Below are 15,117 nucleotides of genomic sequence, written 5' to 3'. Positions count from 1 at the left end.
GGAAAATGCTGTCAACGTGAATGGAAAAGTCGCTCACCTCGGTTAACATGCCGGCCGTCCTTTCCCTAATCAAAGGCTGTGCCGTGTTCGTTGGCCCTTCCCGTTCAGGTTCGTCACTCGTATTGGCGCTGTTCATCAGCCCGCCAGTGCTGGCCGACGACTTGTTCGTCGACAGCCAGCCCCTGCCCCAGGTGTTGACGGCCACGCGCCTGAAGCAATCGCCGGCGGCGGTCCCCGGCAGCATGACCGTGCTGGACAGCGAATTGATCAAGGCCAGTGGCGCCCGGGACATCAGCGAACTGCTGCGCCTGGTGCCGGGCATGATGGTCGGCAATATCAGCGGCAACCAGGCCGCCGTGAACTACCACGGCACCAACGCCACCGAAGCGCGGCGCATGCAGGTGCTGATCGATGGCCGTTCGGTGTATCGCGCCGGCCTGGCCACGGTGGACTGGAGCGATATTCCAGTGGCCATGGAAGACATCGAGCGGATCGAAGTTTTCCGCGGCCCCAACACCGTCAGCTACGGCGCCAATGCACTGATGGCGGTGGTCAATATCATCACCCGCGCTCCGGCCGACAGCCACGGCACTCGCCTGAAAATCACCCGGGGCCAGCGTGGCATCAGCGACTGGTACGCCAGCCAGGGCAGCGGTTGGGCAGGCGGTGACCTGCGGCTGTCACTGTCCGGCCAGGAAGACGACGGCTTTGACAGCAACCGCACCGGCGCCGATTACCGCGACAGTCGACGCTTGAACCGTTTCAACCTGTCCGTCAGCCAGACCCTGAACGAACAGCAGAGCATCGACTGGCAACTGAACGCCAAGGACGGGACCAATCAGCGGCCTTATACCTACCGTCCAGTGTTCGCCGGGATTACGGCCGCCGGGGATAACTCCGATGTCGTCGCCAAGGACTACGCCGGTTCGCTGCGCTGGAACCTGGACCTGAACCCCAACCACAGCCTTTATGTGCAAGGCTCGCTCCAGCACTGGGATCGCCAGCAGACCTGGCGCGCCTGCGATGCAGAGGTCTCCTTCAGCCCGCAGTTGACCGATCTGTGGTTGCTCAACCCTAACTACGCCGAGAAGCTGGCGCGCAATATTCCCAGCTTCACCGGCACCGGTGCGCCGCCCGGCACCCCGCAGGAACAGGCGCTGGCCAATCAGGTGCTCGATCAATGGCGCAATGGTGCCTCGCAAACCCTGTGCGGCGATATCGACCAGAGCGCCCGTGAGTCGCGCTACGACCTGGAAATCCAGGACACCCTGAGCCTGTCCGACAGCCTGCGACTGGTCACCGGGGCAAACTATCGCTACGACCGGGCCGACTCCGAGACGTACTTCAACGGCACGCTGGACGACACCACCTGGCGCCTGTTCGGCCAACTGGAGTGGCGGGCCAGCGAGCATTGGCTGGTACAGGGCGGTGCAATGTTCGAAGACACCCACCTGACCGGCAGTTCGCTGACGCCGCGGGTGGCGGTCAACTACCTGATCACGCCACGCCATGGCCTGCGGGCGGTGTACTCCGAGGCGGTGCGCTCGCCGGACATGTTCGAGAACAATGTCAATTGGAGTTATCAGGTCACCAACCTCAAGCCCACCGCCTTCGGCCAGAGCAGTGCCCGTTATTTTGTCCAGACCCGAGGGCCGGGAAACCTGGACCAGGAGCACATGCGCTCCCGGGAACTGGGCTACAACGGTTATTTCATGAACCTGGGGCTGAGCGTCGATGTGAAGCTGTTCCATGACGAAATCACCGGCATGATCAGCGAACCCCTGCGCAACAATCAGTACATTGCCAGCAACACCAATGAATCACAGTTTTCCGGGGCCGAAACCCAGTTCGACTGGCGCATCACCAGCGCCGACCGCCTGCGCCTGACCTATGCCTACGTCGATGCGCTGGCCAGCAATGCTCTCGACGAACAGCCGACCGCCCGCAATAGCGGTTCGGCCGGCTGGCTGCGGGACTGGGGCCGAGGCTGGAACAGTGCGGTGTTCTATTATGGCGCCGACGACCTTAACGGCTATCGCTTTGAACGAGTCGACACCCGCCTGGCCAAACGCATTTCTTTGGGCAAGGCCAACCTGGAACTGGCGGGCATCCTGCAGCAGCGTCTCGACAACCAGCCCACTACGTTTGTCGACAACCACTACGACTCCCGTCACGTCCTGTATTTCACTGCGGAGTTGTCGTTCTAGATGTTCCGGGGTCAATCGCGCAAGACGCCCTTTCGTGGCCGCCTGCCGCTGGCGCTGTGCCTGGTGTTTGCAGGCTGGCTGGCAACGATCGAGGCCCGCGCCGCCGACATTCTATTGACCGGTGCCCATAACAGCCCTGGCGCTCAGTCATTCACCCAGGCCCTGAAGGCCCTGCGCCCCGAGGATAACGTCAGGTTTACTCCGCTGGCCAGCCTGCCGGCGCCCGGCAAACTGCCCCGCAATGTCCGCCTGATCTTGCTTGACCTGCCCAGCCTTGACTGGCGCCTGCAGGAAACCCACGGGCCCGCCACCCTGGTACTGCGAATCAGCCGCCAACAAGCCAGGGATCGCCTGGGCGAGACAACACCCGATCACCTGAGCTTGTTGTGGAGCGATCCGCCGCTGACGCGGCAATTGCGCCTGATTAGCGCGATCCTTCCGCAAATGCGCAGGGTCGGCGTGCTGTTCGACGGGCACAGCGAGTTCCTGCTCAAGGAAATCCGCCAGGCAGCGACGCCGTTGGGGCTGGAGATCGTGAGTGAACGCTGGGACGACACCAGTGACAGTCGCCCTCTGCAAAAGCTGTTGGGCCGCAGCGATGTGCTGCTGGGGCTCGACGACCCCGATCTGTACAACCCCAAGACGGTAAAGAATCTGTTGCTCAGCAGCTACGCCCGGCAACGTGCGCTGATCGGGCCCAACGCCGCTTTCGTCAAGGCCGGCAGCCTGGCCAGCACCTACAGCGACCAGGAGGACTGGCTGGCAATTCTCGACGATTTGCTGGACCGCCCCGCCGCCACCTGGCCCCGCACCCTGTATCCGGCCCGCTTCAAAGTCCTGAGCAACCAGCAGGTCGCCCGCTCACTGGGGATCGAGCCGATTGACGCCGAATCCGTCGCTGCACAGCTGGCCGAAGGAGAACAACGCCCATGACCTTGCGTCGCCGCTGGGACATCAATACCCGCACCCAGCTTATCGCCCTCGGCCCGGCCTTGCTGCTGACGGTGCTGTTGATCAGCTTCTTTACCTTCGTGCGAATCCAGGACCTGCGCCAGGAACTCAACCATACCGGGCAGTTGATCGCCAACCAGCTGGCCCCGGCCACGGAATATGGGGTGATATCGGGCAATAACGAGGTGCTGGAAAATCTGCTCACCGCCACCCTGGCCACGCCTCATGTGCGTTTTCTGGAGGTTCAAGACAGCACGGACCGGGTTGTGGTGTATGTCGAGCAGCCCGCGCAAGGCCGCAAGCATTCCCAGCAGATCGAAGTTTTCCAGGCGCCGGTTCGCCTGCAGCGCATTGCCTTGAACAATGATTTCCTGCAAGGCAACAGCATGACCATCGAGGCGCCCGATGAGGATTACCTGGGCCGGGTGATCGTCGGCATGTCCAGTGACGCCTTCAGCCAGCGGCAGCAGGAAATCCTCCTCAAGGCCGCGATCCTGGCGCTGTTCGCCCTGCTGTTCACCTTCCTGGTGGCGCGTCGCCTGGCGTCCAACCTGTCCCGGCCGATCCGCGACATCGGCAACGCAGTCATGGCGATCCAGCAAGGCGACTACGGCACGCCGCTGCCCATCGTCGACGATGCCGAACTGGGGGCCTTGTCGCGGCATATCAACAATCTGGCCGACGGTCTCGAGCAAGCCAGCCGTGAACAGCACCAGGCCATGGCGCAACTGATCAAAACCCGGGAAGAAGCGGAGAAGGCCAACAGCGCCAAGTCCGAATTCCTGGCGATGATGAGCCATGAACTGCGCACCCCCATGAACGGTGTACTGGGCATGCTGCAACTGCTGGAAACCACCGAAATGACGGAGGAGCAATTCGAGTACACGGCGCTGGCCAGCGAATCCACCGAGCACCTGCTGAAAGTCATCAACGACATCCTCGACTTCTCGCGCATCGAACGCTCGGCCCTGGAGCTGGAACACATCCCGTTCAATCTGGCGGAGCTGGTCGCCAGTTGCGCCCAGTCGTTCCAGCACAGCGCCGCGCAACGCAAGCTGGGCCTGGACCTGCTGATCCCTGATGACATGCAGCCCTTGCAGGTGCAAGGCGACCCGACGCGGATCCGGCAGATCCTGGTCAACCTGATCGGCAATGCCCTGAAATTCACCGAACAAGGCCGCGTCACCGTGCAATGCCAGTGGCAGGCACTGGATCACGAACTCCTGTGGTTTACCTGCACGGTGCGCGACAGTGGCATCGGGATCGCGACCGAAAGCCTGGAGCGCATGTTCGATGCCTTCCAGCAAGCCGACAGTTCGATTTCCCGGCGCTACGGTGGCACCGGCCTGGGGCTGCCGATTGCCCGCACCCTGGCTGAGCGCATGGGGGGCACATTGCGCGCCCAGAGCGAAGAAGGCCAGGGGTCGGTGTTTACCCTGGAGATCCCTCTGGCCCTGTCGAAAAAGGCACCGATAGCCCTGGCGCCAAAGCTCCCCGACGGCATCGGCAGCGGTCATGGCGAGGGCCGCAACGTGCTGCTGGTAGAAGACAATCCGGTGAACCAGACCGTGATCGAAGCCATGCTGCGCAGCCTGGGCTTCACCGTCAGCATCGCCGCCGACGGCGCCCAAGCCATCCGCAGTGCCGAAAGTCTGATTTTCGAGGCGATTCTGATGGATTGCCGGTTGCCCATCATCGATGGCTACGAAGCCACGCGACAGATCCGCCAGTTACCTGGCTGCGGCGAGGTGCCCATCATCGCTCTGACGGCCAATGCGCTACAGGGCGATCGCGAAGCCTGTCTCGCGGCGGGCATGAACGATTACCTGGCCAAACCGTTCAAAAGAGCTGACCTGCAGCAAATTCTGCAGCGCTGGGTGCGTTAGTGCAGGCGTTTCGACCATCTGCGACTGGCGTGAAAGGCGAAAGTGCGGCAGTCTTAACCACCCGAACAAGTCCCGATTGGGGCTTGAATAAAAATTTCAGTGCACAGGTGTACATTCATTTCCCGTGTGCTGTGACTTTCACTACAACGCAATAGTCTATGAGTAGGCTGTCGATTCGAGGCATGAACGCTTCGATCGGCCGGGAAGATTTGCCCCACCCTGCCGCATGGGACTATTGAGGAGCTCGCATGACCAAACAAAACGCCTTTACTCGGGAAGACCTGCTGCGCTGCAGTCGCGGTGAGCTGTTCGGCCCAGGTAACGCGCAACTGCCCGCCCCGAACATGCTGATGGTGGATCGCATCACCCATATCAGCGAAGAGGGTGGCAAGTACGGCAAAGGTGAATTGGTCGCCGAGCTGGACATCACTCCTGACCTGTGGTTTTTCGCCTGCCACTTCGAAGGTGATCCGGTGATGCCGGGCTGCCTGGGCCTGGATGCCATGTGGCAATTGGTCGGTTTCTTCCTCGGTTGGCAAGGCCTGCCGGGCCGCGGTCGCGCCCTGGGTTCGGGCGAAGTGAAGTTCTTCGGTCAGGTTCTGCCGAGCGCGAAGAAGATTACCTATAACATTCATATCAAACGCGTCCTCAAGGGCAAGCTGAACATGGCCATTGCCGATGGTTCAGTGGCTGTGGATGGTCGCGAGATCTACACCGCCGAAGGCCTTCGGGTCGGCGTTTTCACCTCCACTGACAACTTCTAAGGGTTATCCGCATGCGCCGCGTCGTTATCACTGGTCTGGGCATCGTTTCGTGCCTGGGCAATGACAAAGAGACCGTCTCCGCTAACCTGCGTGCAAGTCGCCCTGGCATCCGGTTCAATCCGGAATATGCCGAAATGGGTCTGCGTAGCCAGGTTTCCGGCTCCATTGACCTTCCCCTCGAAGAGCTGATCGATCGCAAGATCTACCGTTTCGTCGGCCATGCGGCGGCTTACGCCTACCTGGCCATGAAGGACGCCATCGCTGACTCCGGCCTGACCGAAGAGCAGGTGTCCAACCCGCGCACCGGCCTGATCGCCGGTTCCGGTGGTGCCTCGACCTTGAACCAGATGGAAGCGCTGGACATCCTGCGCGAAAAAGGCGTCAAGCGCGTCGGCCCGTACCGCGTCACTCGGACCATGAGCAGCACCGTTTCCGCCTGCCTGGCCACGCCGTTCAAGATCAAGGGCCTGAACTACTCCATCGCCTCTGCCTGCGCCACCAGTGCGCACTGCATCGGCAACGCCATGGAGCAAATCCAGATGGGCAAGCAGGACGTCGTGTTCGCCGGCGGTGGTGAAGAAGAACACTGGAGCCAGTCGTTCCTGTTCGACGCCATGGGCGCCCTGTCCAGCAAGCGCAACGACACCCCGGAAAAAGCTTCCCGCGCCTACGATGCCGACCGTGACGGCTTCGTCATCGCTGGCGGCGGCGGCATGGTGGTGGTCGAGGAGCTGGAACACGCTCTGGCCCGTGGCGCGAAAATCTACGCGGAAATCGTCGGCTACGGCGCCACTTCCGATGGCTATGACATGGTCGCCCCAAGCGGCGAAGGCGCCATCCGCTGCATGCAGATGGCCATGTCCACCGTCGACACGCCCATCGACTACCTGAACACCCACGGCACTTCGACCCCGGTCGGTGACGTTGCGGAAATGAAAGGCGTGCGCGAAGTGTTCGGTGCCAACGCCCCGGCCATCAGCTCCACCAAGAGCCTGTCGGGTCACTCCCTGGGCGCCGCGGGCGTTCACGAAGCGATCTACTGCATGTTGATGATGGAAGGCAACTTCATCGCCGGCTCGGCCAACATCGACGAACTGGACCCGGAAGTGGCCGACCTGCCGATCCTGACCAAGACTCGCGAAGACGCCAAGATCGACACCGTGATGAGCAACAGCTTCGGCTTCGGCGGCACCAACGCCACCCTGGTATTGAAGCGCTGGCAGGGCAAGTAAGCCCCGCCGCAACGCCACACACAAAAACGCCCCGACTGGTTCGGGGCGTTTTTTTTGTCTGCTCTGCACACCACATTCCCTGTGGATAATTCCCTTGTGGGAGCGAGCCTGCTCGCGATGAGGCCCTGACATTCAACATCTATGTTGGCTGACAGATTGCTATCGCGAGCAGGCTCGCTCTCACAGATTCAGCGCACGACAAACCGTTGCTGCGCCAGCAATCGATCGCCCTGGAACACCATGAACCGCCACTCCCCCGGCACCACTTCGTGGCTTTCGGTGAACTCGTAGGCCATCACATCCTGCGGTGCACCGGGCACCAGTTTCTGGGTGACTTCGAATTTATCGTGGCGCACGCCATCGGGGGTGCGAATGCCTGGGGTGAAATACAACAAGGTCAATGGCTGGTCGTCAGCCACCTTGTCCGCCAAGCGGTAGCGCAGACCGAACTTGGTGCCCAGCTTGGCCGGTACACTTTCAGTCTGCCGGATCTGCTCGTTGCTGCGGCGCAGAACCCGCTCCCCTGATTGCAGTTCGGCTTGGGGCCCTTCGAAGATACCGTACTCCACCGGGCCTTCGACACGGACTTCCGCCTGGGCCAGGCCGCAGACCGACAACAGCGCGACCAGTGCGCTTGAACGGGTGAGGTGCATAGTGCGCTCCTTGATTGTGATGAGCGCGAGGGTATGACGCGGCGGTGACAGGCTGATGACAAGGCGATGGTCACCTTGTGCACTGAGAGCTTCTGTGGGAGCAAAGCTTGCTCGCGCTGCAGGCGCCCTCAATTGCGAAATTGCAATACCTTCATCGCGGGCAAGCCTTGCTCCCACACAACACCGCCAGGAAATTATCCCGAGCTACGTTCTTCGCCACCTCTTCCGGCAACGCATCCAGGAACGGATCGAAGCTGCGTAATTCCTTACCGACATTGTCGAAACGCCCCACTACATCCGACCCCAACATAAAACGCTCCGGGAAGCGCTCCACCAGCTTGAGCCACGCCTCGCGGGGTTTGCCCGCCTCGTCCAGCAGGTAAGGCGTGAGCACGCTCCAGGACAGGTCGATGTACAGGTTCGGATAGGTCTCCAGCATCCGGGTCAGTGTCGGCAACAGAAAATCCAGCCGCGTCTGGTGACGATGGATCTCCATGCTGGTGCCGGCATGGGCCCAAATGAACCGCGTGTGGGGATGGTTGCGCAACGGCTCTTCAATTTCCGGCAAATACAGCGCGTTTTTCTCACGCTTGGAGGTGATGTTGGAGTGCAGCAGCACCGGCAGATCGTTCTCCGCCGCCAGGTGATAGATCCGCGTCATGGCCTCGTTGTTGGCCCGCGGGGTGTCCCCCGACGTCAGTGCCGTCAGGTCGTCATGGCGGGTGAACACCTCACCAATGCCTTGCCACAAACCCGGATACAGATCGAGCATGCGCTGGATGTGCATGGCGGAGTTTTTGTCGTTGGGGTTGAAACCGGACAAAAAAGGATGAAAGTGCTGGCGTTGTTCAGCGGTCAACTTGCTCACCGCCGCCGCGACAATTACATCGGTGGCGCTGTACCAATAGGCGTCCGCATCGTCACCGGCGTAGTAACGCGGGCGCTTGGGCTCATCCTCATGCCATTTCTTGGCCACCGGTATGCCTGAAATCATCACATGCTCGATGCGATTGTCGGCCATCGCCTTCAGTAACTCGGGCATGCCGGCGGTTTCCTGAAAGAAATCGACGTAATGCAGGTGTGCATCGCTGTAGGCATATTCGCGGGCCATGACGCCACTGCTCGAAACGGCCAGCAGCCAGGCGAAGATCAGACGGGTCATGGGCACGGGCGGACTCCAGAAAGTTATGAACAGGATAGACCCCGACCGTCGCGTCCGGGTTCACGGCGCATGTGCCGTCAGTTGCCACGGCGGGTTATGCTTTGCCCATCCGTTGCTCAACCTGGAAGACATCATGATCACGCCCCTGACCATTCGCCCACGCGCAGAAGATGTGGAAGGCCAGCCGATTCTTCGCCCGCTGCCGTCCGCCAAGTGTCGCAGCGTCGGACCGTTCGTTTTTTTCGACCACATGCTGCAAACCTCCTACAAGGCCGGTCAAGGCATGAACATTCGTCAGCATCCCCATATCGGGTTGTCGACCCTCACCTATCTGTTCGAAGGGCAGCTCCAGCACAAGGACAGCCTTGGCTCCGATCAAGTGGTGGACGCCGGGGACGTCAGCTGGATGACCGCGGGCAGCGCCATCGCCCATGTCGAGCGCACGCCCGAATCACTGCTGGGCAGCGACTTCGTCATGCACGGCTTGCAAGTCTGGTTGGCCTCGCCCCAATCCCACGAACAGGGGCCTGGACACTACAGCCATCATCCGGCGCACACCCTGCCGGTCAGCGATAACCTGGGGGTAAAGATCCGGATGATCGCCGGGTCGGGTTTTTGCCTGGAATCACCGGTGCCGACGCTGTCCCCGACCCTGTACGCCGAACTGAACCTGCAAACCGCAACGACCCTGCTGATTCCCACCGAGCATGAAGAGCGGGCACTGTATGTGCTCAGCGGCGAGGCGCAGCTGGACGGTGAACCGCTGGAGCCCCACTCGTTGGTGGTGCTCCCGGCCGGGGAACAAATGACACTGTTCGCCGACAGCGACTGCCATGCGGTGCTGTTCGGCGGCGCGCCGCTGGATGGGCCACGTCGGATCAACTGGAATTTCGTCTCCAGCGATCCGGCGCGAATAGACGAAGCCCGCCGGCGTTGGGCGGCCGGGGACTGGCCGACCGTGCCGGGGGAAAGTGAGCGGATCGAATTGCCCTGAATTCAGCGGTGTCTGACAGGCCGCCATCGCGAGCAGGCTCGCTCCCACACTGGATCGTTGCCATTCGCAAATGGCGCGAACACCTCGGTCAAATGTGGGAGCGAGCCTGCTCGCGATAGCAGTCTGGCAGGCGACAGCCTATTCAGCACCAGGCCCGATCTCAGCCCCTGAGCACTTCATCCAGCAAATTATGCATCGACCGGAACGCCCGTGCGGCAACCTTGGCGTCGTACATCATCTTGCCCGGGACATTGGCCTGTGGATCGGTGAACGAATGCACCGCACCACCGTAGCTCAGCAGTTGCCAATCCACCCCGGCTGCGTTCATTTCGTCTTCGAAAGCCGGCAGTTGCTCCTTGGGCACCAATGGGTCCGAGGCGCCATGCATGACCAGCACCGCCCCCTTGATGTTCTGCGCATCCGCCGGATTGGGTGTGTCCAGGGTGCCATGGAACGAAATAGCGGCCTTCAACGGTGCGCCTGTGCGTGCTAGCTCCAGGGAGCAGCAGCCGCCAAAGCAGAAACCGAACGTAGCAAGTCTCGACGCATCGACCTGCGCCTCACCCTGACTTTGCAGTTGCTCGAATGCCGCCTGCATGCGCTTGCGCAACAAGGCACGATCATTCTTGAGCGGCATCATCGCAGCCCCGGCTTCATCGGCATTGGTCGGGCGCACGTCCTGGCCGTAAAGATCGGCGATCAACACAACATAGCCGTTGGCCGCCACCGACCTGGCGATTTCCTCGGCCCCCGCCCCTACGCCCATCCAATTGGGCGCCATCAGCAAACCCGGGCGCGAGCCCTGCTGGCTAACGTCGAAGGCCAGGCGGCCCTCATAGGTTCGACCATCGATCTGATACTCCAGCGAACTAACCGTAACCTGACTCATGACGGACTCCTCTTGAAACGGAACACCAGAAATGAAAAAACCCGCCGAAGCGGGTTTTTCCTGCACTTGATTAAGCTGACAGTTCAACCAACAACTTGTTCAGGCGGCGCACATAGGCCGCCGGGTCCTTCAGGCTGTCACCCGCCGCCAGGGCGGCCTGATCGAACAGGATGTGCGACAGGTCGCCGAAGCGCTCTTCGCTCTGCTCGTTGTCGAGCTTATCCACCAGCGGGTGAGCCGGGTTGAATTCGAAGATCGGCTTGGAGTCCGGGACTTTCTGGCCGCTGGCTTCAAGGATCTGCCGCATCTGCAGGCCCAGGTCCTGTTCACCGATGGCCAGGATCGCCGGGGAGTCCGTCAGGCGGTGAGAAACCCGCACTTCGCTGACGGCATCGCCCAGGGCAGTCTTGATCCGCTCAACCAGGCCTTCCTTGCTCTTGGCGACTTCTTCGGCGGCTTTCTTGTCTTCTTCCGAGTCCAGGTTACCCAGGTCCAGATCACCACGGGCCACGTCGACAAAGCTCTTGCCGTCGAACTCGCTGAGGTAGCTCATCAGCCATTCGTCGATGCGGTCGGTCAGCAGCAGCACTTCGATGCCTTTCTTGCGGAAGACTTCCAGGTGCGGACTGTTCTTGACCTGTGCATAAGTTTCACCGGTCAGGTAGTAGATCTTGTCCTGACCTTCCTTGGCGCGGGCCAGGTAATCGGCCAGGCCAACGATCTGTTCGCCATCATCACCCTGGGTCGAAGCAAAGCGCAGCAGGCCAGCGATTTTTTCTTTGTTCGCGAAGTCCTCGGCAGGGCCTTCCTTCATCACCTGGCCGAAGTTCTTCCAGAAGCTCTTGTACTGCTCGGGCTCGTTTTTCGCCAGTTTTTCCAGCATGTCCAGAACACGCTTGGTCAGCGCCGACTTCATGGAGTCAATGATCGGGTCTTTCTGCAGGATTTCCCGCGAAACGTTAAGGGACAGGTCATTGGAATCGACCACGCCCTTGATGAAACGCAGGTACAACGGCAGGAACGATTCGGCCTGGTCCATCACGAATACACGCTGCACGTAAAGCTTCAAGCCGCGTGGTGCTTCGCGCTGGTACAGGTCGAACGGCGCACGGGCCGGCACGTACAACAGTGAGTTGTACTCCAGCTTGCCTTCGACCTTGTTGTGGCTCCAGCTCAGCGGGTTCTCGTAATCATGTGCAACGTGCTTGTAGAACTCCTGGTATTCCTCGTCCTTCACCTCAGTGCGCGGACGGGTCCACAGGGCACTGGCGCGGTTGACGGTTTCCCATTCCACTTCGGGCTTTTCTTCGCCTTCGGCAGCGGCGACTTCCTTCGGCAGCTCGATCGGCAACGCGATATGGTCGGAGTACTTCTTGATGATGTTGCGCAGGCGCCAGCCATCGGCGAACTCGTCTTCACCGGACTTGAGGTGCAGCACAATGCGGGTACCGCGATCAGCCTTGTCGACGGTGGCGACTTCAAACTCGCCCTCGCCCTTGGACGACCAATGCACACCTTCGCTCGCAGCGAGGCCGGCACGGCGGCTGAACACTTCGACCTGATCAGCGACGATGAACGCGGAATAGAAACCGACACCGAACTGGCCGATGAGGTGGGAGTCTTTTTTCTGGTCGCCGGAGAGGTTCTTCATGAAATCGGCGGTGCCGGACTTGGCGATGGTGCCCAGGTGAGTGATCACCTCTTCGCGGCTCATGCCGATGCCGTTGTCTTCGAGGGTGACGGTCTTGGCGTCCTTGTCGAAGCTCACGCGGATTTTCAGTTCGGCGCCGCCTTCCAGCAACTCTGGCTTGGACAGGGCTTCGAAACGTAATTTGTCGACAGCGTCAGAGGCGTTCGAAATCAGCTCGCGAAGGAAAATTTCCTTATTCGAATACAGCGAGTGAATCATCAGGTGCAGCAGTTGCTTCACCTCGGTCTGGAAGCCCAGGGTTTCCTTTTGAGTTTCCACGCTCATGGTCATCAAACTCCAAGTGGATGGTGGTGTCCGCCTCGCTGAGATTGGCGGCGGGATGTCCTCAAGGTGGGGGCAACGCTGATGATTTCAAGGGCTATGCGCTTTTGAAGACTCCTGAATCTTGAAATGCGCCCGGGCGGTGGCAATGGGTTCGGCCTCGAGATCCTGCCAGGCGGTGATCGCAACATTGGCTACCCGGCGCCCCTGCCGCCAGACCTGACATCTGGCGAAAGTGTCGCGAAACTGCCCGGCGCGCAGGTAATCCAGGGAGAAATCGATGATTTTCGGCACGCCCGTCGCACGGGTGGCAATCAACAGATACACCGCGGCCGACAACTCCATGAAACCGGCGATGACGCCGCCGTGAATGGCCGGCAATAAAGGGTTACCAATGTTGTCCTTGTTGGCCGGCAGGCGAAACAGCAGCTCCTCGCCCTGACGCGAGCATTCCACGCCGATCAACCGCGCATAAGGAATCGAGGCCAGCAGCAGCGCGTAGTCGCCCCGCTCGCAGGCTTGGCGCAGTTGTTCCTGAGTGATATCGCTCATGGTTTGTCTACGGCAGCCAGCGGGCCACCCCTTTTGATTCCCTTGGCGTGCTGGCCCAGGCGCATGAAGGTGCCCACCACATGGGCGATGGGTTGTTCGGGGTCGTCCTGATAGGCAAATCCACGGCTGAAGATCACGTCCTGAGTGACCCGATAGCATTGGGCAAAGCCATAGACATCCTTGTTCGGTTCAGCGGCGTGCATGTAGTCGATGCGCAGGTCCAAAGTCGGACAGACCTCGAACTGCGGCAACACACACAACGTCGACATGCCACACGCCGTGTCCATCAACGACGTCAACGCGCCACCATGGATGATGCCCGTAAGGGGGTTGCCGACGATCTGGGGGCTGTAAGGCAGGATCACAGTCAGCCCCTCGGGACTGGCACTGTGCAACTTCAAGCCCAGCACCTGACAATGTCGCAGTGCGGACAGAAAGCGTGTCGCACGCTCAAAAACGGGGTCTTGCGCCATTGGATTTAACGCCTTTATTAATGAGCAGTCGCGGTAACAAGCATGCCTGTAAAGTTCCGTTCCCATACAAAGTTATATATCTGTAGCAAAAGAGGAACTTAATCCAAGGGGGGGCGTTCAAAAGGCCAGTAGTTATTTCCATAAGGAGAAACACCCCATGCGTAAGACTTTAGCTATTGCCTTGATGTTGGCCGCCTCCCTCGGTCTCGCTGCCTGCGATAAAAAATCCGAGGACAAAGCTCAAGATGCCAACGAACACGCTGAGCAAGCTCAGGAAAAAATGAGCGAAGCACAGGATAAAGTGAACGACGCAGCGAAAGAAAACGCCGAAGCCGCCAAAGATCAGGCCGAATCGAACGAAGCTGCTACACAGGAACAAGCACCTGCAACAGCGCCCGCCACCGCACCGGCAACCAACTAATACGGTTTGGGCATATAAAGAAACCCGCCTAGCGCGGGTTTTCTTTTGTCTGCGATTTGGTAGTAACCGTTCTGTCAGGCCGGGTCCTTGCCTACATCAGGCAATGGCGCCTCGGTGGGGGTGTAAACCATGACCTGCAGCACGTCGGAGTGAAACTCCCGGCGGTACAGCACCAACACCACGCCTGCACTCATCAACATGAACAACCAGGGGCTGACGAACCACGCCAACATGGTCATGCCGAAATAATAAGCGCGCAGGCCAAAATTGAACTGGTTAGCCGCCATGGAGATCACCCGCGCCGCCCTGAGCGCGAAGGCCTTGCGCTCCTGCGCCGTTACATGTCGCTCACCGATCATCGGCGCCGACCCCACCAGAACCGCTGCGAAGTTGTATTGGCGCATGCACCAGCTGAAGGTGAAGAAGGCATACACAAACACCAGCGCCAGGCACAGCAACTTGGCCTCGGACATGCCTTGGGACGCCTGCTGCACCATCGGCAAGTCGGCCAACAACGACACCGCACGATCGGACGCCCCAAGCACCGTCAGGATGCCCGCCAGGATGATCAGCGTGCTGGAGGCGAAGAAGGACGCGTTGCGCTCCAGGTTGCCGATCACGCTGGCGTCGGCGATACGGTTTTCGCGCAGCAACATGCGGCGCATCCAGTCTTCGCGATACAAGTGCATGACGCTGGCCAGACAGGCCGTATCGCGAGCTTTCAACGACGCATAACGGGTGTAGCCGCCCCAGCAGACGACGAACCAGACCGCGGCCAGAAGATGGATCAGATTGGCTTGGATGAATGACATGTAATTCCTTATCTGACGAAGAACATGGAGCAGCTTGCGATTGACCTTGCTCAGTCCACAGGGCCGGCACAAGCCTTTCAAGACAATGCTTCGACGTTAGTCCAAGGAAAAAGACACTGCACTCGCGCCATAAAAATCTATGGTCACCC

Annotated in this window: 14 protein-coding genes; 7 read left to right on the top strand and 7 right to left on the bottom strand. The window is 60.3% G+C overall.

Annotation, left to right across the window (positions count from 1 at the left end; translation table 11 throughout):
• The first annotated feature begins 83 nt into the window (after positions 1-83).
• The 5 genes from CRX69_RS10890 to fabB all read left to right on the top strand — a co-directional run bounded on the left by CRX69_RS10890 (position 84) and on the right by fabB (position 7,040).
• A complete protein-coding gene (locus tag CRX69_RS10890) occupies positions 84-2,207 on the top strand; it encodes a TonB-dependent receptor domain-containing protein (RefSeq protein WP_107323253.1) in 2,124 nt (707 codons plus the stop codon).
• Positions 2,208-3,140, top strand: coding sequence for an ABC transporter substrate-binding protein (locus tag CRX69_RS10885; RefSeq protein WP_047230340.1), 933 nt, complete (start codon positions 2,208-2,210; stop codon positions 3,138-3,140).
• Positions 3,137-5,044, top strand: coding sequence for an ATP-binding protein (locus tag CRX69_RS10880; RefSeq protein WP_076383815.1), 1,908 nt, complete (start codon positions 3,137-3,139; stop codon positions 5,042-5,044). The genes CRX69_RS10885 and CRX69_RS10880 overlap by 4 nt, the downstream gene beginning before the upstream one ends.
• A 248-nt stretch (positions 5,045-5,292) precedes the next feature.
• A complete protein-coding gene (fabA, locus tag CRX69_RS10875) occupies positions 5,293-5,808 on the top strand; it encodes a 3-hydroxyacyl-[acyl-carrier-protein] dehydratase FabA (RefSeq protein ID WP_047230338.1) in 516 nt (171 codons plus the stop codon).
• An 11-nt stretch (positions 5,809-5,819) separates the two neighbouring features.
• Complete coding sequence (fabB, locus tag CRX69_RS10870) at positions 5,820-7,040, top strand: beta-ketoacyl-ACP synthase I (RefSeq protein ID WP_047230337.1); 1,221 nt, start codon at positions 5,820-5,822, stop codon at positions 7,038-7,040.
• A gap of 188 nt (positions 7,041-7,228) precedes the next feature.
• Here fabB and CRX69_RS10865 read toward each other — a convergent pair whose 3' ends face one another.
• Positions 7,229-7,693, bottom strand: coding sequence for a DUF3859 domain-containing protein (locus CRX69_RS10865; RefSeq protein ID WP_047230336.1), 465 nt, complete (start codon positions 7,691-7,693; stop codon positions 7,229-7,231).
• Between the two features lie 151 nt (positions 7,694-7,844).
• Complete coding sequence (locus tag CRX69_RS10860) at positions 7,845-8,855, bottom strand: amidohydrolase family protein (RefSeq protein WP_177513937.1); 1,011 nt, start codon at positions 8,853-8,855, stop codon at positions 7,845-7,847.
• A 133-nt stretch (positions 8,856-8,988) separates the two neighbouring features.
• On the opposite strand from CRX69_RS10860, the gene CRX69_RS10855 reads away from it, so the two are divergent.
• Complete coding sequence (locus tag CRX69_RS10855) at positions 8,989-9,849, top strand: pirin family protein (protein ID WP_047230334.1); 861 nt, start codon at positions 8,989-8,991, stop codon at positions 9,847-9,849.
• A 160-nt stretch (positions 9,850-10,009) separates the two neighbouring features.
• Here CRX69_RS10855 and CRX69_RS10850 read toward each other — a convergent pair whose 3' ends face one another.
• The 4 genes from CRX69_RS10850 to CRX69_RS10835 all read right to left on the bottom strand — a co-directional run bounded on the left by CRX69_RS10850 (position 10,010) and on the right by CRX69_RS10835 (position 13,735).
• Positions 10,010-10,738: a dienelactone hydrolase family protein gene (locus tag CRX69_RS10850; RefSeq protein WP_047230333.1), complete on the bottom strand. Its 729-nt coding sequence runs from the start codon at positions 10,736-10,738 to the stop codon at positions 10,010-10,012.
• Positions 10,739-10,808: 70 nt separating this feature from the next.
• Positions 10,809-12,713: a molecular chaperone HtpG gene (htpG, locus tag CRX69_RS10845; protein WP_047230356.1), complete on the bottom strand. Its 1,905-nt coding sequence runs from the start codon at positions 12,711-12,713 to the stop codon at positions 10,809-10,811.
• Positions 12,714-12,800: 87 nt separating this feature from the next.
• On the bottom strand, positions 12,801-13,262 hold the full coding sequence (locus CRX69_RS10840) for a PaaI family thioesterase (RefSeq protein ID WP_107322000.1): 462 nt from the start codon (positions 13,260-13,262) through the stop codon (positions 12,801-12,803).
• Positions 13,259-13,735: a PaaI family thioesterase gene (locus CRX69_RS10835; RefSeq protein WP_047230331.1), complete on the bottom strand. Its 477-nt coding sequence runs from the start codon at positions 13,733-13,735 to the stop codon at positions 13,259-13,261. Before CRX69_RS10835 ends, CRX69_RS10840 begins: the two co-directional genes overlap by 4 nt.
• Positions 13,736-13,892: 157 nt before the next feature.
• On the opposite strand from CRX69_RS10835, the gene CRX69_RS10830 reads away from it, so the two are divergent.
• Positions 13,893-14,156, top strand: coding sequence for a hypothetical protein (locus CRX69_RS10830; RefSeq protein WP_047230330.1), 264 nt, complete (start codon positions 13,893-13,895; stop codon positions 14,154-14,156).
• Between the two features lie 74 nt (positions 14,157-14,230).
• On the opposite strand, the gene CRX69_RS10825 is transcribed toward CRX69_RS10830, so the two are convergent.
• Entirely contained in the window at positions 14,231-14,968 is a 738-nt protein-coding gene (locus CRX69_RS10825) for a DUF599 domain-containing protein (RefSeq protein ID WP_047230329.1), read from the bottom strand.
• Between the last annotated feature and the right edge of the window lie 149 nt (positions 14,969-15,117).

The organism is Pseudomonas rhizophila (assembly GCF_003033885.1).
Lineage (GTDB): Bacteria > Pseudomonadota > Gammaproteobacteria > Pseudomonadales > Pseudomonadaceae > Aquipseudomonas > Aquipseudomonas rhizophila.
This window is presented reverse-complemented; position numbering and strand designations above follow the sequence as displayed.

Coding starts and splice junctions, on each gene's coding strand:
- CRX69_RS10885 (WP_047230340.1), top strand. CDS start 2,208: ATGTTCCGGGGTCAATCGCGCAAGACGCCCTTTCGTGGCCGCCTGCCG.
- CRX69_RS10880 (WP_076383815.1), top strand. CDS start 3,137: ATGACCTTGCGTCGCCGCTGGGACATCAATACCCGCACCCAGCTTATC.
- fabA (WP_047230338.1), top strand. CDS start 5,293: ATGACCAAACAAAACGCCTTTACTCGGGAAGACCTGCTGCGCTGCAGT.
- fabB (WP_047230337.1), top strand. CDS start 5,820: ATGCGCCGCGTCGTTATCACTGGTCTGGGCATCGTTTCGTGCCTGGGC.
- CRX69_RS10865 (WP_047230336.1), bottom strand. CDS start 7,693: ATGCACCTCACCCGTTCAAGCGCACTGGTCGCGCTGTTGTCGGTCTGC.
- CRX69_RS10860 (WP_177513937.1), bottom strand. CDS start 8,855: ATGACCCGTCTGATCTTCGCCTGGCTGCTGGCCGTTTCGAGCAGTGGC.
- CRX69_RS10855 (WP_047230334.1), top strand. CDS start 8,989: ATGATCACGCCCCTGACCATTCGCCCACGCGCAGAAGATGTGGAAGGC.
- CRX69_RS10850 (WP_047230333.1), bottom strand. CDS start 10,738: ATGAGTCAGGTTACGGTTAGTTCGCTGGAGTATCAGATCGATGGTCGA.
- htpG (WP_047230356.1), bottom strand. CDS start 12,713: ATGAGCGTGGAAACTCAAAAGGAAACCCTGGGCTTCCAGACCGAGGTG.
- CRX69_RS10840 (WP_107322000.1), bottom strand. CDS start 13,262: ATGAGCGATATCACTCAGGAACAACTGCGCCAAGCCTGCGAGCGGGGC.
- CRX69_RS10835 (WP_047230331.1), bottom strand. CDS start 13,735: ATGGCGCAAGACCCCGTTTTTGAGCGTGCGACACGCTTTCTGTCCGCA.
- CRX69_RS10830 (WP_047230330.1), top strand. CDS start 13,893: ATGCGTAAGACTTTAGCTATTGCCTTGATGTTGGCCGCCTCCCTCGGT.
- CRX69_RS10825 (WP_047230329.1), bottom strand. CDS start 14,968: ATGTCATTCATCCAAGCCAATCTGATCCATCTTCTGGCCGCGGTCTGG.